We start from the raw sequence: 20,902 nt of genomic DNA on the forward strand, positions 1-20,902 counted from the left end.
TCGAATTTCAAAGGCCAGAAGTTTCCACTTCTGGCCTTTTTCCTTATCGACTTAGACTGCTCTCATGATCCTTACTGGCCCAAACGGTGTGGCAGGCCGCTCGCTCGCTGTGTTTTTATCTTCATACCACGTTTCAGGACTTGGAGATCCGCATACAGCGCTAAACGCTTTTTCGCTCGAGTAATGCCCGTGTAGATCAGCTCTCGCGTCAGTATTGGGCTGAAATCGGCAGGCAAAATCATCAAGGTAAAATCAAATTCGCTGCCTTGTGATTTATGTATTGTCATCGCATAGGCTGTTTCATGTTCTGGTACTCGGCTTGGTAATACCGCTTTAACGCTGCCGTCAGCCAACTCAAAATAGACTTTTAGACGCGGGGCTTCGTCACTGTCATCCCACATGCAGATGCCAATGTCGCCGTTGTAAAGCCCAAGCGCGTAATCATTACGCGTCACCATTACAGGCCTGCCGTGATACCAAATCTCGTCCTTCACTTTAATCAAATTCCGCGCAGCTAAGGCTCTTTCAATGCGAAGGTTAAGCCCGGCCACACCAAAATTCCCTTCACGCACGGCGCAAAGTAACCGACAACGATGAAACAAATTCAGTCCCGCTTTGGCTCGATCAGCACTGCTTTCTCTCTCTTTTGGATCAAGATGCTGCAGAGTTAAGGCAATGCGAGCAAGATAATGTGAGTACTCACTTACAAGCGTTTGCAACATATGGTTGTAGTGGCTGGCATCCAATGGATGATGTGCGATATCGCTAAACTCTCGCTGCCATACACTCTCTAACGCCGCCACGGAACCTGCATTGATCGCTTTTGCCAATTGGCCAATCCCTGAGCGAGCGTCAAAACGATAGCTCTTTTGCAACATACACAAGCTATCAGCGACTGGCGCTAAACGGCTGGCACTCTTTGGCAGCGCTTGATAACCCGTTAACTTCGCGAGCGTTGCCGCTTGCTCAGCGCTGTATCCGGAAGCAGAAAATGCGCAGATATCCCCTAGCACCGCCCCCGCTTCAACGGAGGCCAACTGATCTTTATCACCGAGTAAAATCAAACGAGCATGTTTAGGTAGCGCGTCAATCACTTTATACATCATCGAAAGATCGACCATTGAAGCTTCGTCCACCACCAGCACATCCAAATGCAGCGGGTTTTGACTGTGATGACGAAACTCGGCACTGCCGGGGATCGCGCCTAACAAGCGATGTAACGTTGAGGCTTCAGTGGGAATCAACGCCTTTAAACTCGGCTCTACAGCCAAAGATTGCACCGCTTTGCCGATGGATTCGGTCAAACGCGCCGCCGCTTTACCCGTTGGCGCCACCAAACGAATGGTGGGCGTTTGCGCTCCAGCTTGCTCAATCAGCGCCGCCAACAATTTCGTGACGGTGGTGGTTTTGCCTGTTCCCGGCCCCCCAGAGATCACGGCAAAACGACGCGTCAACGCCACCGCGGCAGCTACCTTTTGCCAATTAATGCAGGCCGCATGAGGCACAAGATGATCCAGCGCGTTGAGATCTGAGACTTTGCTTACTTGGCTCAGCACTTGTTCAATCGCCGTCCAATCCAAACGGTGCTCTTCAACCACGTCGAGAAAATCACACACCCATTGCTGTCGCTGCACTTGGGTACTGCCGCTCGCTTGCGCGGCAATCAGCGTTTCGAACAAAAAGTGGTAATCTCGCGCGAACAATCGATCCAGCAGTGCGGACAACGATGCCGCTGAGCTGGCGTTAAGTTCAATACCGTGACTCAATTGATTAAGTTTTTGCGCCAAAACGACTTCATAGTGCCAATAGCGATGCAGATAAACTCGTTCACCATCGAACATCAAGGGCACCGCTTCCCCTTGCGTGCCGACCAAGCGACTCGTTTGCAGCAACGCTCGCCAGTCGATCAGCTGAAACTGGGCGTTCAGCTCTGTGGCCGCCTCACCAAACAAACCAATTTTACTGGCCAATTCACAGACTTGGCCAAGTTCATCAAACAAAGGCAAGCAAATATGCCCTTTGCCTAACTCGGCACTGACCGCAGCGGCCAACAGAGCCAATCCGCTGTGCTGACTCTGCTCACCAATAAAGCGCGCAAATTGATAATCCAATAAGCGCAGGTAGCCTTGTTGGGCTTGCTGTTCCAGCATCGACAGCGTCGCTTGGAGTGACCCATTCAACATCATAGTAACTCCATCTGACCACCTTGGGTCGATCTAGGTTGAGGCTCAAGACCGTCAATCAAACGATCCATTTCCGTTAATAAATCCAACGAGGGCTTGGCAGAAAAGATACCGTGTTCACTTTCGCCATCCATACCACGAAGGAACAGATAATAGACGCCACCAAAATGATGCTGGTAATCATAGTTGGCCAAACGGCTGCGTAGAAAACGGTGTAGCGCCAACGCATAGATTTGGTATTGCAAATCGTAGCGATGATCCACCATCGCCCCTTGCAATGCGGCACCGTGATAGAAATGTACAGCATCCCCTAGATGGTTGGATTTCCAGTCCAATACGTAATATTTGCCTTGGTGTTCAAACACCAAATCAATAAAGCCTTTGAGCATGCCTTGCACCGTTTGGAAACCGAGATCCCCCGCGCGAGCCGAGAGGGGATCATGGCGCTGAATGACTTGGTTTAAACTGGCGGCGCTGAGCACTTCTATCGGCAATAAGAACTCCATTTCCACCAAACGCTGTGAAGGCGTTTTCTGGTTAAGGTACAGATGTTTGCCATCAAGTGGCGTCGACAACACGGTATCCACCAGCTGCTGCAAAACGGGCAACCATTCTAAGTCGATCAAGTTTTTTTCCATCAGCTCGCTGATCACTTGGCGATTCTGTTCAGAGTCCGCCGCTTGAGTAAACTCCACTTCTTCAAACAGCGAGTGCAAAAACGTACCGGCGCTGGCACCACGGGGGAAGGTAAAAATCGACTTCTCCACTTCTTGAACTGGCGCTTGCGGATCTTCGGCGGAAGAGTCGATATCAAACCCCACCACCTCTAAACTGGCATCGTAGTCGCTTTGATGGCTCCCTTGCTTGACCAAGCCGGAGTAACTGGTGATGCGCCATAAACGATCGATCGGCGTGGCCAGCTCTTGCGCAGAGAGCGACAACGCGGGCGTTGCGATAGGTTGATATCGCTCATCCGGCAAGGTTGGCGGTGAGATAACGACAATGCTGTCTGACTGCGTTTGCTGTCCTGCCAACGCTTGTTGCAGCGTGGCAATTCCCCCTTCTTGACCATTTTGCACCAAATACCCCATGGCACTGCGATGCACGCCCGTGGGCTCTTTCGTGGAGCGACCGTTGCGCAGTGGCGCCGCGCCAATGAAACAGCCATAAACGGCGCGAGTAAGCGCCACATAAATAAGGCGTAAGTCTTCGGCTAATCGTTCTTTGTCTGCTTGTTGCAGCGCGGCATCACTGGCGGTGATATCTAACACGGTGCGATCGGTTTGCGCGTCGTAAAACTTCGCTTCGCTGGCTTCGCGATGAGCAAAGACAAACGGGAGAAAAACCAGATCGTACTCAAGCCCTTTTGATTTGTGGATGGTGACGATCTGCACCAAGTTCCGTTCCGATTCGAGACGTTGGATCTGCTCATCGCTGCCGCCAATACCATTGTGTGCATCACTGATTGATTGGGCAAACCAACGCAACAAACCGTGGTCGCTGTCGATCTCATTGCTTGCTTGCTGCAGCAGTTCCGCCAAATGCATCAGGTCAGTGAGTGTGCGCTCACCTTCTTGCTGAGTCAGCAGTCGCTCCGCAATATGGCGTTTGGCCATCACCGCTCGCAGCATCGGCATCACACCACGAGAAAGCCACAGCTTGCGGTATTCTTTAAACTCACTGAGCGCTTTTTCCCACGCATTTTCATCGTTATTCAATTTATCCAGACTGGCGGCATCAAGGGCAAACAGCTCACAAGCCAACGCTGCCCGCAATGCGCGATCGTCTTCACTGGTGAGCACCGCTTGCAATATGCGCTGAACATCTTGCGCGACGGGGCTGAGAAAAACGCTATCGCGGTTCGAAAGATAAACACTGGCGATGCCTTGCTTAGCAAGAGTTTGCTTGATCAGTCGGCCTTCGCTGCCGGTTCGTACCAACACCGCAATGTCACCCGCTTGAATAGCGTGCTGTTGCTCACCTTGCTGGAATGACGTCTGACCTTGCTGCGAAAGCGTCAGAATCCGCTGAATCTGACTCGCGGTCGCGTCGGCCATCACTTGCTGATACTCCCCTTTCGCCACGGGTTTTTCTTCGCACTCTTGTAACCAGTAAGTCAGAGCGGGCTGCTTTTGGCCTGCTATGTTCCAAATGCGTTGCTCCGCTTTGGGGCTAGCGTTGACAGGCAAGAAAGGGATGTCTTGATCATAAATAAACGGACTATCAGGCTGCTGAAATATCTGGTTCACCGCTGCAACCATTTCAGCACTGGAGCGCCAGTTTGTTCCCAAGGTGTAGTGGGCACTCACTTGGTTACGCGCTTTGATGTAAGTGAAGATGTCCGCCCCACGGAAGCCGTAAATCGCCTGCTTCGGGTCGCCGATCATAAATAGCCCAGTTTGTGGGTGATCCAAATAAATACGGCTAAAGATGCTGTATTGCAAAGGGTCGGTATCTTGGAATTCGTCAATCATGGCAACGGGGTAAAGCGTACGAATTCGACTTGCCAATAACTGCGCTTCATCTTGATCGATTGCCGCGGATAAACGCGTTAACAAATCGTCAAACGACAAACGCTGTTTCTGCTCTTTGGCTTTCGCCAGCCATACGCGACATTGCTCAATCGCGTGTGCCAACAATGGGGCTTTTAAGCTAGCCGGATTGGCCAAAAACGCGTCAATTTGCTCAAATAGCGGATGCGTTGGCGCAGTACCTTTGACTGTTTTAGCCAGCAGTTCGCTTTGTGCAAATTTGGCCAGCTTATCTGGGTAGTGGTAATCAAAGGTTTCGCTTTCCGCCCATCGACTCACCGTCTCTAACCACTCTGGTAGTGACTTTTTGGTGTAACTGCGTTTGTTGATATCGGATTGTTCTATGAGCGTTTGCAATTCAGGCTGCGCCGCTCGCCAAGCACTTTTTAGTTGCGTAATTTTTTGCAGGTTGTCTTGATGCAACGCCGCGAGATCGCCACTCATCGCGTTGACGCTCAGCGCCAATGGCGCACCAGTGAGATAGCGGCCAATGTCGCTCAACAACGCGGCGGGTGAGCCCCAAATCTGGCGCACCTCACCTGCCAATGCGGTGGGCAAGGGATAGAAATTGCGTCGCCAATAATCGGCCACCACTTGCGCTTTTAACTGACTTTCATCGGTGACAAATTCATTGTTAAAACGGCTGCCGGATTCAAACGCATTTTGCGTGAGCATCCGTTGGCAAAAACCGTGAATGGTGAACACCGCCGCTTCGTCCATCTGTCTTTCGGCTTGCAGCAAAATGGCGGCGGCCTGCTTGTGATCGGGAAAGTCACGCAGCAGCGGCTCAATGACGGGATCTTGGCTGTGTCCTCGAGCAAACGCCAAACGCGCATCGTGAATACGCGCACGAATGCGATCACGCAACTCACCTGTTGCGGCTTCGGTAAAGGTCACGACCAAGATTTGATCCACCGTCAGTGGGACTTGATGACGCGTCTCTTCACTGCCATGCCCAAGCAGTAAGCGTAAATACAATCCAGCAATGGTGAAAGTTTTACCTGTCCCCGCCGACGCTTCAATTAACCTTGCGCCATGCAATGGAAAGGTCATGGTTTGTAACGGGGTTGGCTCGGGCTTGTGCGTCATCTTGCTCAATTTCTCCGGATCATCTGCTGTTTGAACTGTGATCAAACATCAAAAACGCTATCAATTTGTCTAAAGTGTTTAAATATTAGGATGTTGTGGGATCTGACTCACGGAACATCCTCGCCGCACTGGGTAGTATGCGCCTCACGAGTTCAAAGGGTTCGACACGAACCACTCAACCGAATCATGGTCCCTCTGACCTTGTGGCCGTACAGCAAACGCCCTACACGATAATGATTTTCTGGCGGCCACCCTACTTCCTCTCCATTGCAGCGCTTTTTTTATCCCATTGTTGACTTTGAAGGGCATCGTTTATGCTTCCTCTGACGCATCCACGACGGACAATCTTGCCCCTTGCAGCACCAAACTACTCATCAAACGTACTTGATGGGCCAGTTGTTCATTCCATTTTGGCCAAATACGACTAATGTAGCTGTCAGCGCCTTCCCCTGCGCCCAAGAATCCATCATTGAAGGTGTCCGCCATTTTTTTCAACGCTTTCTCTTCGTCATCATTCCATTGCCCGCGGCTTATGCCAGCTTCGATGGCCGCCAATGCGGTTTTGGGGAAATACGCCAAAGGCTGGGTCATACCTTCGATATACAGGCGGATCAATTCGTTAAGCAACGATTTGGCTTGGCCAGCATCCGCCATCGCCGGGTATTTGAGGTGCACAACCCCCTCTTTCTTGTCGTAGCCAATCAAATGCGTCACTTTGGCAACGCCCATAGCCGACATCGAAAGGTGATCAATCCAACCCGCTAAGTAATCTTGAGAGCGAATTTTGCCACTACGATAACGTAATAGACCCGATTGATAGTGCTGCGTTAACCAACCGCTCAAATGAATCGTTTTGCCTTCGCCAAATGGCGTAAAAGTCAGATCCACTTCGAGATCATCCAAAGCAGCGTGAGATAGTCCGGTTAGTTTTTCTATTAATGCTTCAGCTTGCACGCGGTTGGTGTCAAATTCCAACTCACCAAAGGCGCCGATCGGCAACTTGCCCTGTGCACGCATTTCACTGCGTACACCCTCAATCAGCGGCTGTACCATGTCAGGCGTGCAGTTTTCATCCGATAAGAGACGATGCAACAACTGTTCACGCAATTGGAAGCTGTTGAGCCCATCCAACACAAACGGCTCTTCATCTGCCATCACGGCCATTGGTGGCTCGAAAACGACTTTCAAACGGCGATTGAAGAAGTACTGTACTGGCAGTCGCCAGAAACGTTGCAGTTCAACCAAATCCAGTTCAAGCGGGAACGTGGCACCCAGTAAATAATCGTCAAGGGCTTGATAAAATGGCGCACTTGGCTGCGATGGCACTTGGCCTTCGCTCTGCTGCTGGGCCGCTGGAATCCACTCTTTGGCATAGCTTTTCGCGTTGCTCAGAGGTTCACCTAAAAAAGCTTTGGGGCTAAATGGCACCATGGGATGCTCGCAGGTGATCGCCTTTAATAGGTGTGCACCGGATTCATCCACACCCAGATGCTCATCCCCCACTAAACAGTAGTTTTGCTGACAATACTCCATCAATTCAGCCACCAGCACCGACGGCACTTTCTCGGTGTTGTCTTGCACGGAACGTCCGACATAGCTGATGTAAACACTTTGCTGCGCAGACAACAGAGCTTCAAGGAACAAGTAGCGGTCATCGTCGCGGCGAGAGCGGTCACCCGCTCTGGCGCGGCCATGAATTAAATCGAATCCTTCCGGTGCCACACTGCGTGGATAGACGCCATCGTTCATCCCTAATAAACAGACGGTGCGAAATGGAATCGAACGCATCGGCATCAAGGTACAAAAATTCACTTGTCCGGCAAGAAAACGCTGGCTTACACGGCTACCGGACAGTTTATTGAGCAGATATTGACGAATCACACTCGGTGACAATTCCGCCTCAAATGCCGCATCACTCAACTGTTCTTTTAACTGACCCAACGTATCGCGAATCGATTTCAACGCCACTTCGCCTTCTAAGTCGACGGCGAAGAAATCCGCCAAGACACCGTGTAATTGTTGTCGCCATGAGTCAATGTTTTGCGCTTGAGCTAAGGCGTGGCGATAGCAGCGCACCTTTTCAATGAAGTAGCTCAGTTTGCCCGCCAGCTCCGCTCCCATTCCCTGAACTTCGTTGTAAGGAGCAAGCCATTCATCACCGCTTTGGAACAAGCCAGCCGATTCTGGCATGGCGTAGCCAAGTAACATGCGTTGAATACCAAACTGCCAGGTGTTTTGTCTTGTCTGAGGTAGGTCAAACTCACATCCAGTTTGCTCATCGAGCCCCCAACGGATACCTGACGCTTCCACCCATTGTTTTGCTTGCAGGAACTCCGTTTCACTCAAGGAGAATTTCTGCAAAATCGCGGGGGTTTCTAGCAGTTCTAACAGCTCTGACGCCAAACAGCGCATTTGTGGTAGATTCACCAACGTCAAAAACGCGTTGAGAATCGGGCTTTCTTGATCGGCGGTTCGATCTGAAATGGAATAGGGGATGAATCGTTCACCCGGCGCATTACCAAACACCGCTTGAATCGCTGGGCTGTAGGCATTGATGTCCGCCACCATCACGATAATATCGCGCGGTTTGAGGGTTGGGTCGGCATCGAACATCGCCAGCAATTGATCGTGCAGCACTTCCACTTCACGCATTGGGCTGTGGCAGACGTGCAGGCTCAAAGAGCGATCATTCGCCTCGATGAGCGATTTATGATGGCTGCTCTCGATGTGGTCGTCATCTTGGTGCTCTTCCAAGTTGAGGATGTCTGCTTGCAGTTGATGCAATAGCGAGTCAGGTTCGATATCGACAAACGCTTCAATCTCATGCGATTCCAATTGTGACAACAAGTACATGTTGTCACGGCCAAGTTTGCCCATCGAAGCCAGCAAGCTGTTGCCCACCACCTCGGTGTGCAGTTCATCGGCAAGATTGTCTTCAATACTGCCTTTCAATTGCTCACTTTGGCCCTGAAGCTGCGAATGATCTTGTTGCCACACAAGGTGCTGACGCTGCTTTGCCGCCAAACGAGCAAGAAATTTTCGATCGCGTACTTCACCCCAATAGTATCGACACGGGTTGGTAAACATCAGATGCACGTCAATATGCTGACCGAGCGCTTTAAGCGCGTCCATATAACGTGGAGGCAGTGAGGTGATACCGAAAACAAACAAGCGCTGCGGCAAGTGTTCAAACTGGCCAGTGTAGTTTTCTAAGCTATCAATGAAGTGTTCGTATAGGTTGGCGCGATGGTACGGCGATTGCCCAAGCGCGACGGTATGGTCATACAGTGCTTGCCACAACATGGGCTGCCAAGGATGCTCATCACCAATCTCAGCCACAGCCTTCCCCGCTTCCCAATCACGTATCCATTCAGGGCGATACACCAAATAACCATCAAAAATATCGGCAATTTTTTCCGACAGTTGGTAAAGCTTGGCGCCTTCTTCATCGTCTTGAAGATAGCGAGCTAAAGGCGAGAACTCCGCCAGTGCAAGTTGCTGCGGCAACAAATGCATCAGCTTCCACGTCATCGCTTCTTTGTTAAAAGCACTGCGTTTTGGCACATCCGCCAAAACGTGGGTAAACATATCCCAGATAAATGTCGCGGGTAGCGGAAATTCGATGTTTGCTGCCACGCCAAACTCTTTCGCCAGTTCCATTTTCAACCATTGAGACATGCCTGGGCTTTGCACCAAGATCTGCTCTTTGTCGAAGGGATTTTGCAAAGGATTGAGGCGAATCAGTTCCACCAACAGAGATTTGAGCACATCCACTTGATTGGAGTGATAGACAGTAAACACGAGTTAGCTTCCGGAAAGACAATCACTAAGCGTTAGCTTAGCACAGCTCGCTGAGTGGCCACATAGTTCTAACTCACTGATTTCCAGAAAGGTTATATCGGTAGCGATTCTTGGTCAGTTTGTCAGCAAACGACATTGTCAGGGCAAAATTACACTTCCGTACCAAACGTGACACGCCTCACACCTTTAAAGTTAAAAAACACTGTTTTATAATTCCACCCGTTTTCATCAATTGTATTTATAACTCGCTATGGAATTCAGAAAGATGTTGCGAAAACTCTCCTCCAATAGCGCGTGGCTGATTGCTTTTTTTGCTTGCTTCACGGTTTATCTGTCCATCGCCTGTTACCCATTTGTACTTTCGTCCGATCCCTCTCAAGATCTGTCGGGACTACAAAGCTTCTATCTTATTGCAACCCAGTTGGGCTGGCTCGGTTTACTCAGCTTACCCATCATGCTGCTCAGTCTTCCGCTGACGCTGTTGCCAACTCGACTGTTCAAAGGCATCGTCATCACACTTGCCGCTCTGTTAGTGATTGCGCTGAAGATCGATATCACGGTTTTCCAACACTACAAATTTCATATCAATGGCTTGCTGATCCGCATGTTTTTTGATGGCGGGAACGAAGTCTTCAATATCTCTTGGCTGAGTTGGTTGATTTTCATCTCGGAGATTGCGGTGATGTTCATTGGCCTCGCCATCGCGGTATGGCTCAGCAAGCTTCTAGCCAACAGCAAACTTAAATTCGCTTTTGTCGCATTATGGTTTGTGATGTTGCTGAGCAGCCAAATGGTGCATGCGTATAAAAATGCGTTGTACGATAATGAAGTCAGCCAATTTACCAATAACTGGCCGCTTTATTACCCACTCACCGCCCGCTCTTTCATGTATAAAAACGGCTTTGTCGATGAAAAGATTGCGGCGCAAAATCGCGTTGAGTTGAAAAACGTCGAGGACAGTCAACTGGACTACCCACTTGAGCCCGTCAGCTTACCGACACAAACAAAACAACCCAACGTGCTGTTTATCTTAGTGGACGCTTGGCGACACAGTGACGCTACGGCAGAAATCATGCCCAATGTCAGCCAATTTGCACAAAAGACGGCCAACTTTTCGCAGCACATGAGTGGCGGCAACTCCACCCAAGCGGGCATGTTTAGCCTGTTCTACAGCCTGCCAGCCACCTATTGGAGTAGCTTTTACGCCAGTCAAACCGCTCCAGTGTTTATGGATAGCCTGCAAAGCGCCGGATATCGCATGGGGATCTTCGGTTCAGCGTCGCTGACCAGCCCTCCTTTGTCACGCACTGTCTTTAAAAACGTCAAAGATCTGCGCTTGAAGACGCCAGGAACAACGCAAGTTGAACGTGACGCGCGCATTACTGAAGATTTTATCGCCTTTGAAGCGCAGCCAAGTGATCAGCCCTATTTCGGTTTTCTGTTCTACGACTCTGCCCATGGCACCGAATTTCCTGAACCAGAAGGTGCGAAATTCACACCGTATTGGGAACGCGTGGATCATATCTTGCTCAACAACGATTTTGATGCCGAGCTGTACCATAATCGCTATAAGAATTCGCTCTACTACATTGATGGCTTAATCGGCAAAGTACTGAGCAAGATTGATTTGGAGAACACCATCGTGGTTATCACCTCGGATCATGGTGAAGAGTTTAACGATAATCGCATGAACTATTGGGGGCATTCTGGCAATTACAGCCAAGCGCAAATCCACGTGCCGTTGTACATCTATGCACCTGGCCAAACCGCCAAGACTTACGATTATCGCACCACCCACTTTGATGTGGTGCCCACGCTGATGGAAATGCTCTTTGATAATAAAATTAATACTGCAGATTTCAGCGTCGGCGACAACTTGTTCGACGCGACCCAATCTCGAGATTGGTTTATCGCGGGGAGCTACTACAACTATGCACTCGTCGGCCAAGAGATGATGATGGTGGTTAACCCAGCTGGGAACTCAAAACAGCTCAACAACCAATTGAGAATTGTTAAAGACCACAAAGTGCCTGTTAATGTGATTCAGCAGTCACTGGAACTGATGTCGCGCTTCTATCACAAGGGCTAACGACCGTTTTTCTCGCCGCTAAACAAAAACGCCTCGCATGATGAACTGCGAGGCGTTTTTTCTCTTCAACACCATTCGACACTAGGCGAATTTTCCAAGCACGTTGCGTTTTGGCAACACCACTAAATTGTAGAAGTATTGCACCGCGACGTATCCCACCACAACCGTAGCCACCAATAGCTCGACGCCAGCCAGCATTCTCACTTGTTCAACATAGTGGCTGCCCAAACCTGCGTGTTGCATCCAGTTGGCCATTTTAAACAGCGCAGTGGCACCAATTACCATAGGGAAAGTAAACGCCGCATAGCCAGGGCTAAAAGGCAAACGAAGCAACTTAACAAACGCGAGGTAAATAATCGCCGTCATCAGCACGGCAATACCAAATAGCAACGCAATAATCACTGGCGAAGGTTGCGCCGTCACAGTTAAATAACCGGCCAATGAAAGGCTTGCTGGTGCGGCCATGATCGCCATCGTTGGTTTAGCCGCATCAGGCACTTCATGCGTAAACATAAAGCGGTAGATCATGATCGGTAACATCACCGCGTAGGCGACCATACCAAACACCAAAGCACCGTGCGCTACGGGAGCAAGCACTGGGTTGCCTGAGAAAGAAACGTCAGCAACGATAATACCGACCGGGGGCACAAACCAACTTGGCACCATGTGATGAAGTTCGAAATCTTTCGCACGGTGATAGACAAAGCTAAGTAAAAATACGATGTGCAATGCCACTGCCACTGACCAGATCGTATCCCCCAACAACGTGGAAAAGTGGCCAATCGAATTGGAAACCACCATGGTCGCCATGGCGAATGTCGGCACCACACTGCCCACCACAGGATGGGCTAAATCTTGTCTCAATAAGTGGTGATGAAAGAGAAATTTCACCGCCAAGATAACCAGCAAACCGCTGGCAATTGCCGCACTTATCCACTGTCCATAGCCATTTAATGTTGCCAAATTTTCCCAACTCCAGCCTAAGCTCGCAATACCAAGCGCCAAACCTGCCATCGGTGTTGGAGCGCCCATTACTTTTGCTTTTGTTCTTTGAATCATCACGACCTCAACAAGGCTATCTTTGTATGGCGCTATTTTATGCTTGCTTAATGTTTGAAGATATCTAATTATTTAGAACCGACGTTCAAGATTATTTAACGAGAGAGCATGGCAAGTCACATTTCTCTGAAACAACTCAAAGTGTTTACCACCATCACTCAGCACAACACGCTCACCGCCGCTTCGGAAAGTCTCTTTCTTTCCAAAGCGGCAGTGAGCATGGCGCTGTCCGAGTTGGAGAAGCAAATTGGTCATCATCTGTTTGATCGCGTTAATAACCGTTTGATTCTCAATCAAGAAGGGCAAAAACTGTTGCCATTGGCCGATGAGCTGTTGAGCCGAGCCAGCGCGATTGAGTCGCTGTTTGATCAAGATATGACACTGTCAGGCCAACTTCGCATTGGCGCCAGCGACACCATCGGCAACCAAGTTGCGCCTTATTTACTCAGCGATTTTCGCCGCCACACCCAGCATCAAGCACAGAGCCTGTTCATTTCTAATTCGGCGCAGATCTGCGATATGTTGGTGGATTACGAGCTTGATATCGCCCTGATTGAAGGCAAAACACTGCATCCCGAGCTCAATGCGACCCAGTTTAGCGAGGACGAAATGTGTGTCATTTGTCCGCCCGATTTTCCCCTTGAACTGAATGGCTCAATCTCACTCACTGAGCTGGAGAACAGTCAGTGGATTTTGCGCGAAGCAGGCTCTGGCTCGCGTGAGTTTTTCCATCGAGTCATCGCGCCACGCATTGAACATTGGCATGAAGCCTTCCAGCTCAACACCACCGAAGCGTTGATCAATTCGGTTTCCGCAGGACTTGGGCTTGGCTGCTTATCCCGCCTCTCGGCCGACCATGCCGTGCGAGATGGTCGCGTCAAAATGATCCCGATGCCGCTCGATATGAAGCGACGCTTTTGGCTGCTGGTGCACAAAGAAAAGTATCAAAGTCCGTTACTTAAAGCCTTTATCGATTTTTGCCATCATTGGCATCCCGAACGATAGCGGAATTCAGCTCTCATTTTGACGCGAGTCAATGGACATTACTGATGAAAAGCTGTATAAACACACAGTACAAATTCTGGACTATTTAACTTAGAGGATTAACCATGGCTGTTATCGTCAAGTACGTGGTAGAACGCAACGGAGAAGAGAAAATGACTTTTACCTCTAAAGCGGAAGCTGACGCATACGACAAAATGCTGGATATGGCAGATGAGCTTTTCGACTTACTAGGTAAAAGCGATCTTCTTGAAGATGAAGGCAAACAAGAAGACTTGGCGATGTTCCTCGCTCAGAACAAAGAAGAGCTTCTTTACGCGCTAGGCGCAAAACGCCGCCCAACGCCGAAGAAAGAAAAGAAACTAGCAGCGGTTGCGGATAACGCAGCCGACGAAGACGAATCAGAAGAAGACGCCGCTTAATCTTCGCAACCCATGTCGAATAAAACCGTCGCCCTGTGCGGCGGTTTTGATTTTGGCGACAAAATACAAAATAGCCAAACGAAGAAACATATCGTTAAAAAGACAAAGGGTATCCATCTACAGACTTTCTCCCTTTGAGGGGTTTAAAGTCTTTTTTTGTCTCTTTATGATGGCTATAACTTAATTCCAGCGCTTGCCAGTGAATGGCGCGTGACAAAGACTCAACACATGGAGATCAACTATGGCTTTCTTTTCTCTCGCCTTTGGTACGGCAACCAAAAACCGCGACGGCAAAATCATCGAAGCGTTTTTTCCAAACCCTGTTCTTAACCCAAGCGAGGCGCTAGTCAACGCTCTAGCAGCCGTTGTGGGCTACGAGCAAGGCAACCAAGCTATCGAGATCTCTGCGGCGCAAAGTGCAAAACTGGCAGCAGCGTTTGAAGCAAATGGTGATGCAGCAAACGCCTCTTTCGCAGCAAAAGCGGCAGAGTCAGCACAACCACTGGTACTGGTTATTCTTGCTACTGACGAGCAGCCACAAAGCGTTGCTGAAGGTTTCCTAAAACTGCAACTCATCTCTAACCGCCTAGTTCAACCACACGGTACCGTACTAGACGGCATTTTCGGTCTACTGCACAACATCGCATGGACCAACGAAGGTCCAATCGATCTGCCTGAACTGGCAGAACGCCAAATCGAAGCGCGTTTAGCTGGCCGTGTACTCACTGTCGATTGCGTCGACAAGTTCCCTAAAATGGTGGATTACGTGGTACCAACAGGCGTGCGCATCGCGGACACTTCTCGCGTGCGTCTTGGCGCTCACGTTGGTGAAGGCACAACGGTCATGCACGAAGGCTTCATTAACTTCAATGCGGGCACCACAGGTGTAAGCATGGTTGAAGGCCGAATCTCTGCGGGCGTTGTTGTCGGTAACGGCTCTGACATTGGTGGCGGCGCGTCGATCATGGGTACCCTATCTGGCGGTGGTAAAGTGGTTGTGTCTATTGGTGAAAACTCACTGCTTGGCGCAAACGCAGGCCTTGGTTTCCCACTGGGTGATCGCTGTACAGTAGAATCTGGCCTTTACGTCACCGCGGGCTCTAAAGTACGCATGCTTGATTCCACAGGCCAAGAAGTTGAAATGGTTAAAGCGCGCGATTTAGCAGGCGTATCCGACCTACTGTTCCGTCGCAACTCAGTGACTGGCCAAATTGAATGCTTGGCGAACAAAACTGCGGTAGAGCTCAACAGCGAGCTGCACAAAAACAACTAATCTCGTGCATTCTGAGATAGTGTTAGTTCGAGCCCTTCATCAATGAAGGGCTTTTTTTTGTCGGCACTTTGTCCATCACGTTTGCCAATAAGCCAATAATTTCATTCAATAAGCGCTACGGAATTTACTAAAATAAAGATAACGAAACATAAGGAGCGGATCATGATTGAGCAGAAGTACGTCGTTGCACTGGACCAAGGCACCACCAGCTCTCGTGCTGTGGTTTTAGATCACGACGCGAACATCGTTTCTGTCTCCCAGCGCGAGTTCACTCAGATTTACCCACAAGCAGGCTGGGTAGAACATGATCCCATGGAAATTTACGCCACTCAAAGCTCTACACTCGTTGAAGCTCTGGGCAAAAAAGGCATCAGCAGTGATCAAGTGGCGGCCATCGGTATCACCAACCAACGTGAAACCACCATCGTTTGGAACAAAGAAACGGGCAAACCGGTTTACAACGCCATTGTGTGGCAGTGCCGTCGTACCGCCGACATCTGTGAGGACCTAAAAGCGCGCGGATTGGAATCTTACATTCGCGAAAACACCGGCCTTGTGCTTGACCCTTACTTCTCGGGCACCAAAGTAAAATGGATTCTCGATAATGTTGCAGGCTCACGTGAAGACGCCGAAGCGGGCAAACTACTGTTTGGTACTGTCGATACTTGGCTGGTGTGGAAGATGACCCAAGGCCGTGTGCACGTCACCGACTACACCAACGCCTCCCGCACCATGCTGTTCAACATCAATGAGCTATGTTGGGATAGCAAACTGCTCGAAGAAATGGGCATCCCATCATCGATGATGCCGCAAGTAAAACGCTCATCGCAAATTTATGGCCAAACCAACATTGGTGGTAAAGGTGGTACGCGTATCCCTATCTCAGGCATTGCGGGTGATCAACAAGCGGCGCTGTATGGCCAAATGTGTGTCGAAGCAGGCCAAGCGAAAAATACCTACGGAACGGGCTGTTTCTTGTTGATGAACACCGGACAAGAGAAAGTGACCTCACAAAACGGGTTGTTGACCACCTTAGCGTGTGGACCAAAAGGTGAGCCAGCATACGCACTCGAAGGCGCGGTATTTATGGCGGGTGCGGCGATTCAGTGGTTGCGCGATGAGCTGAAACTGATTTCCGATGCGCACGATTCCGAATACTTCGCCACCAAAGTGGACAGTTCAAACGGCGTGTATGTGGTGCCTGCCTTTACTGGTTTAGGTGCACCGTACTGGGATGCCTATGCTCGCGGTACCATTGTAGGCCTCACTCGTGGTGTCAACTCAAACCACATCATCCGCGCAACCTTAGAAGGCATTGCCTACCAAACCCGTGATGTACTGGACGCCATGCAAGCGGACTCTGGCATTAAGCTCTCAGCCCTACGCGTTGATGGCGGCGCAGTGGCCAACAACTTCCTCATGCAGTTCCAATCTGACGTGCTTGATACCGAAGTGCATCGTCCAAAAGTGACCGAAGTGACCGCGCTGGGCGCGGCGTACCTCGCAGGTTTGGCCGTGGGTTACTGGAACAGCATAGATGAGCTGAAAAACAAAGCAGAGCTCGATCGTCGCTTCCTTCCTCATCAAGATGAAGAGAAACGCAGCCGACGCTATAAAGGCTGGAAACGCGCGGTTAAATGCGCACAAACTTGGGCCGAATTGCGTGAGATTGACGAGTAAACTAAGTTCACCTTAGTTTCAAACTGCTTGTTTTAGCAAGATGACATTGGAGCCGTACAAATGATTACTGCATCGTCCACAACGCTCTCGGTACTCGACATCTTGGTTGTCGGGGGTGGTATCAATGGCGCAGGCATCGCAGCAGATGCGGCAGGACGTGGCCTTAGCGTCGCACTTTTTGAAGCCAAAGATTTTGCCTCGGCGACCTCTTCAGCCAGCTCGAAACTGATCCATGGTGGTTTGCGCTATTTGGAACATTATGAGTTCCGTTTGGTCTCCGAAGCTCTGGCGGAGCGCGAAGTGCTGATCAAAAAAGCGCCGCACATTGCCTTTCCCATGCGTTTTCGCCTGCCGCACCGCTCCTATCTTCGCCCCGCGTGGATGATTCGTTGCGGGCTGTTTTTGTATGATCACTTAGGTAAGCGCACCACACTGCCTAGCAGCCATAAGGTGAACCTTGCCGAAACCGGGCTGCTGAAAGAAGAAATGAAAATTGGCTTTGAGTATTCCGATTGTTGGGTCGACGATGCTCGCCTCACGTTACTGAATGCCATCAGTGCCAAACGCAATGGCGCAGAAGTGCGTAATTACTGCAAAGTAAGCAAAGCTGAGCGTGTTGACGACCTTTGGAAAGTGACTATTGAAGATCAGCAAAATGGTGAACAGTTTGTGCGTTACGCCAAAGCCTTGGTTAACGCGGCGGGCCCTTGGGTGAAACAATTTTATGATGACAGTTTAGATGGCCCATCACCACGCAACATTCGTTTGATCAAAGGTTCACACATTGTCGTGCCGCGCGTACATCCCGATCCGCAAGCTTACATCCTACAAAACAACGATGGGCGGATTGTGTTTGTGATTCCTTACTTGGATAAATTTTCAATTGTCGGCACAACGGATGTCGAATACACCGGTGACCCTCGCCATGTGGCGATTTCAGAACAGGAAGTTGACTACTTAATTGACATTGTTAATCAGCATTTTGTCCATCAACTGAGCAAACAAGATGTGGTGTGGACTTACAGCGGCGTACGACCGCTGTGTGATGATGAATCTGATTCACCCCAAGCCATCACGCGTGATTACACCATCGAGCTGGAGCAAGAACTTGACCAAGCACCGCTGATCTCTATTTTCGGTGGCAAACTGACGACATATCGCAAGTTGGCGGAGTCTGCCATGCGTAAACTCGCGCCCTATTTCGACCATATGGGCGCACCGTGGACGGCGCAACAAACGCTCCCCGGCGGTGATTTTAGCTGTACACGAGACCAGCTAGCCCACGCGTTGCGCCAACAATACCCTTGGTTGAGTGCAACCTTAGCCTACCGTTATGTCTGCCAATACGGCAGCGATGCACGCCAATTGCTCGCGGGGGCTGAAGAGGTATCAGCGATGGGCATCGAACTTGCTCCAGAGGTTTACCAACGAGAATTGGATTATCTGATGACGCATGAATTTGCGCAGTGCAGTGAAGACATTTTATGGCGTCGAAGCAAACTAGGACTTTATCTCACACCAGAGCAAGTGCTTGATGTCGATAATTACGTCATAAAAAAGTGCTTTAAAGCCCTGGCACTAAAACAAGTCTGTTGAACTGCTTGCCCCCTTGTTCAATCTTCATCAAGTCAGTAGCCAAACGTCATCAAGTCGAGTAACTTGATGACGATACTTACGAATAAAGGTAACTGACTATTATGGGATTTTTAATTGACCACTGGGACTTCTCTACCTCTCCAGCGACTCGATATGAAAACAACTTTCAGCACATACAAGCCAGTCACTGGTATCACTGTGAGCGACACCATCCAGATATCCGCGCTTGGCTGCTCGAAAATCAAGTACCACTGAGCACAGTTAATCACCTTCTTGCGGATGAAACTCGTCCTTCTTTTCATCATTATGACGATGATAGCTTTATGTTGATTCTTCGCGGAATCAATATGAACGACAACGCGATACCTGAAGATATGCTTAGTATCCGTATCCTTTATTACAAAGGGGCCTTAATTTCGACACGTAAAACCTCCTCGAAAGCCATCTCAGAAATCAGAGCCTCTCTTGCCGATAGAAAAGGCCCCAATAGCATCGCCGATCTGCTCCTGACCATCATCGATGGATTGACCGGGAAAATGCAGCAATATCTTCAAGATATAGAGGAGCAAATCGAACAGTTTGAGCTCGACACCGAGCAAATTGGCGAGATCATTGAGGTACAAAAAGCGCTTTTAAGAATCAAACGCTTTATTCGCCCGCAGCAGTATGCTATTGCTGATTTTTCGAGCTCTGAAGTCGCTCTTTTGACCAATAAAACCTTAATGGTCAATTATGCACTGAGTAATATTACTCGCATTAACGAAACCATAGAGTTCTTTCTTGGCGAGCTCGCACTTCTCAAAGAACAAATTCAGCAGTTGCGCGAAGACAAAATCAGCCGCAACAGCTATCTGTTTACATTAATCGCCAGTATTTTCCTACCCACCAGTTTTCTCACTGGCTTGCTTGGTATCAATATCGGTGGCATACCAGGAGTCGAGTCCCCAGTCGCCTTCTTGTGGTTTTGTGTTGGGTTGGTGGTCATTTTTGCCGCCGAAGTTTTGCTGCTCAAGCGGCTCAAATTCTGGTGATGCTTACACTTTTACGCGGTCTGGATGGATAACCACACAGGCCGTGTGTTTCTGTTTACCAAAGCCGATGATCTGCGCTAACGCTTTTTTACTCACCGTCACATGTGCTGATGCCATCGCCTCTTCTTCCGATTCCGCGTGAGGATCGTGAATGAAGAAGAAACGCTCACTCATGCCACTTAGCAGCACCCAGTGCGGCTCTTTACTGCCATTAAATCGATAGGTGCTGATCAGCAGCAACACGCTCGCGCCCATACTGACCCACTCTTCCAGCTGGCTTTGCGATGGCGGTGCTTCAATGGTGCTCACAGGGTATTCTTCTAACTGCTGACAGAAATCCTGATGCACAATTTCAATCACTTGCTTCTTATTTTCATCACGTACGCTGTCAATAAACGGCGTCGATTTCGCATGACTCCACAGCTCTACCGTGTAACCTCGGCGTGCAGCCGCTAACGCTAAACCATGTCCGCTGCACCCGCCATGTCCGGCCGCCATAAAAATGGTGGTTGCTTCGCGCCAAAGCTGCAACTCCTGCTTACGCGATGGCTGAAAACTGGCGTCGTGATGGGCAAACGCCATCAGCAAACAAGCCGCGCCACAAGTAAAAGGGGTGGTCTGCACATAGAGCGGCATAGGCAGCAACGTTTTAGGCCCATAGTGTGCCAAACGCTTCTGCATCCGGATGCCATCGCTTAAATCGTCATAATAGTGAATAAGAATTTTAAGCTTTTGATAACCCAGCTTTTTATACAAATTTATTGCGGCACTATTGTCTTCACGAACTTCTAAGCGTAATGTAGTGAAACCCTGTTCAATGGCGAACTGCTCACAGATCTCAATAAGAGATTGAGCTATCCTTTGGCCACGAAATTCAGGTCTAACGGCAATCGAATATAACCTTGAGAGTTGTGTTCCTTGGTGAAATAAAACAAGAGCATATCCTGCTAGCTCTAGCTCATTAGTAGCGACGAATAAAACGGCATGTTCAGATTGGATAAAACGCTTCATTTGTCTTGGTGCAATTCTGTCACCAGTAAAGAGCTCTCTTTCCAAACGATTTAGTGCATCAAGATCAGACATTTTCGCAATACGAAAATCCATGTAACACCTTCAAGGACTGATTATTTCCCCTCATCATAGCTC

12 protein-coding genes are annotated in these 20,902 nt (G+C 49.5%); 7 read left to right on the forward strand and 5 right to left on the reverse strand.

The window, feature by feature from the left end; all coding sequences use genetic code 11:
- Positions 1–71: 71 nt before the first annotated feature.
- The 3 genes from recD to recC form a co-directional block, all read right to left on the reverse strand.
- Positions 72–2,186 (reverse strand): exodeoxyribonuclease V subunit alpha, encoded by a 2,115-nt coding sequence (recD, locus tag LZU85_RS07330; protein WP_237286792.1) that lies wholly within the window; start codon positions 2,184–2,186, stop codon positions 72–74.
- Positions 2,183–5,803 carry an exodeoxyribonuclease V subunit beta gene (gene recB / locus LZU85_RS07335; RefSeq protein WP_237286793.1) on the reverse strand — a complete coding sequence of 1,207 codons (3,621 nt, stop codon included), beginning with the start codon at positions 5,801–5,803 and terminating at the stop codon, positions 2,183–2,185. The genes recD and recB overlap by 4 nt, the downstream gene beginning before the upstream one ends.
- Positions 5,804–6,115: 312 nt before the next feature.
- Complete coding sequence (gene recC, locus LZU85_RS07340; protein WP_237286794.1) at positions 6,116–9,604, reverse strand: exodeoxyribonuclease V subunit gamma; 3,489 nt, start codon at positions 9,602–9,604, stop codon at positions 6,116–6,118.
- Between the two features lie 265 nt (positions 9,605–9,869).
- Here recC and LZU85_RS07345 point away from each other — a divergent pair, with 265 nt between their 5' ends.
- A complete protein-coding gene (locus LZU85_RS07345) occupies positions 9,870–11,693 on the forward strand; it encodes a DUF3413 domain-containing protein (protein WP_237286795.1) in 1,824 nt (607 codons plus the stop codon).
- 81 nt (positions 11,694–11,774) lie between these two features.
- Here the strand turns inward: LZU85_RS07345 and LZU85_RS07350 are convergent, their stop codons facing one another.
- On the reverse strand, positions 11,775–12,752 hold the full coding sequence (locus tag LZU85_RS07350; protein WP_237286796.1) for a TDT family transporter: 978 nt from the start codon (positions 12,750–12,752) through the stop codon (positions 11,775–11,777).
- Positions 12,753–12,860: 108 nt separating this feature from the next.
- Here LZU85_RS07350 and LZU85_RS07355 point away from each other — a divergent pair, with 108 nt between their 5' ends.
- From LZU85_RS07355 to LZU85_RS07380, 6 genes are all read left to right on the forward strand, one after another.
- Complete coding sequence (locus LZU85_RS07355; protein ID WP_011079700.1) at positions 12,861–13,757, forward strand: LysR substrate-binding domain-containing protein; 897 nt, start codon at positions 12,861–12,863, stop codon at positions 13,755–13,757.
- 104 nt (positions 13,758–13,861) lie between these two features.
- A complete protein-coding gene (locus tag LZU85_RS07360) occupies positions 13,862–14,176 on the forward strand; it encodes a YebG family protein (protein WP_237286797.1) in 315 nt (104 codons plus the stop codon).
- Positions 14,177–14,417: 241 nt separating this feature from the next.
- Positions 14,418–15,449, forward strand: coding sequence for a 2,3,4,5-tetrahydropyridine-2,6-dicarboxylate N-succinyltransferase (dapD, locus tag LZU85_RS07365; protein WP_237286798.1), 1,032 nt, complete (start codon positions 14,418–14,420; stop codon positions 15,447–15,449).
- Positions 15,450–15,611: 162 nt separating this feature from the next.
- Entirely contained in the window at positions 15,612–17,129 is a 1,518-nt protein-coding gene (gene glpK / locus LZU85_RS07370) for a glycerol kinase GlpK (RefSeq protein ID WP_237286799.1), read from the forward strand.
- A 60-nt stretch (positions 17,130–17,189) separates the two neighbouring features.
- Entirely contained in the window at positions 17,190–18,725 is a 1,536-nt protein-coding gene (glpD, locus tag LZU85_RS07375; protein WP_176298853.1) for a glycerol-3-phosphate dehydrogenase, read from the forward strand.
- A gap of 101 nt (positions 18,726–18,826) precedes the next feature.
- Positions 18,827–19,756, forward strand: a complete 930-nt coding sequence (locus LZU85_RS07380) for a zinc transporter ZntB (RefSeq protein WP_237286800.1) — start codon at positions 18,827–18,829, stop codon at positions 19,754–19,756.
- A gap of 3 nt (positions 19,757–19,759) precedes the next feature.
- On the opposite strand, the gene LZU85_RS07385 is transcribed toward LZU85_RS07380, so the two are convergent.
- Positions 19,760–20,860: a GNAT family N-acetyltransferase/peptidase C39 family protein gene (locus tag LZU85_RS07385; RefSeq protein ID WP_237286801.1), complete on the reverse strand. Its 1,101-nt coding sequence runs from the start codon at positions 20,858–20,860 to the stop codon at positions 19,760–19,762.
- Positions 20,861–20,902: the final 42 nt, after the last annotated feature.

The sequence above is a fragment of the Vibrio floridensis genome, from assembly GCF_021852965.1.
Classification (GTDB): Bacteria; Pseudomonadota; Gammaproteobacteria; order Enterobacterales; family Vibrionaceae; genus Vibrio; species Vibrio floridensis.

Excerpts from the sequence above, each read along its gene's own strand:
- glpD (WP_176298853.1), top strand. The coding sequence starts at position 17,190 with ATGATTACTGCATCGTCCACAACGCTCTCGGTACTCGACATCTTGGTT.
- LZU85_RS07355 (WP_011079700.1), top strand. The coding sequence starts at position 12,861 with ATGGCAAGTCACATTTCTCTGAAACAACTCAAAGTGTTTACCACCATC.
- dapD (WP_237286798.1), top strand. The coding sequence starts at position 14,418 with ATGGCTTTCTTTTCTCTCGCCTTTGGTACGGCAACCAAAAACCGCGAC.
- LZU85_RS07385 (WP_237286801.1), bottom strand. The coding sequence starts at position 20,860 with ATGGATTTTCGTATTGCGAAAATGTCTGATCTTGATGCACTAAATCGT.
- LZU85_RS07360 (WP_237286797.1), top strand. The coding sequence starts at position 13,862 with ATGGCTGTTATCGTCAAGTACGTGGTAGAACGCAACGGAGAAGAGAAA.
- LZU85_RS07345 (WP_237286795.1), top strand. The coding sequence starts at position 9,870 with ATGTTGCGAAAACTCTCCTCCAATAGCGCGTGGCTGATTGCTTTTTTT.
- recD (WP_237286792.1), bottom strand. The coding sequence starts at position 2,186 with ATGATGTTGAATGGGTCACTCCAAGCGACGCTGTCGATGCTGGAACAG.
- LZU85_RS07350 (WP_237286796.1), bottom strand. The coding sequence starts at position 12,752 with ATGATTCAAAGAACAAAAGCAAAAGTAATGGGCGCTCCAACACCGATG.
- recB (WP_237286793.1), bottom strand. The coding sequence starts at position 5,803 with ATGACGCACAAGCCCGAGCCAACCCCGTTACAAACCATGACCTTTCCA.
- glpK (WP_237286799.1), top strand. The coding sequence starts at position 15,612 with ATGATTGAGCAGAAGTACGTCGTTGCACTGGACCAAGGCACCACCAGC.
- LZU85_RS07380 (WP_237286800.1), top strand. The coding sequence starts at position 18,827 with ATGGGATTTTTAATTGACCACTGGGACTTCTCTACCTCTCCAGCGACT.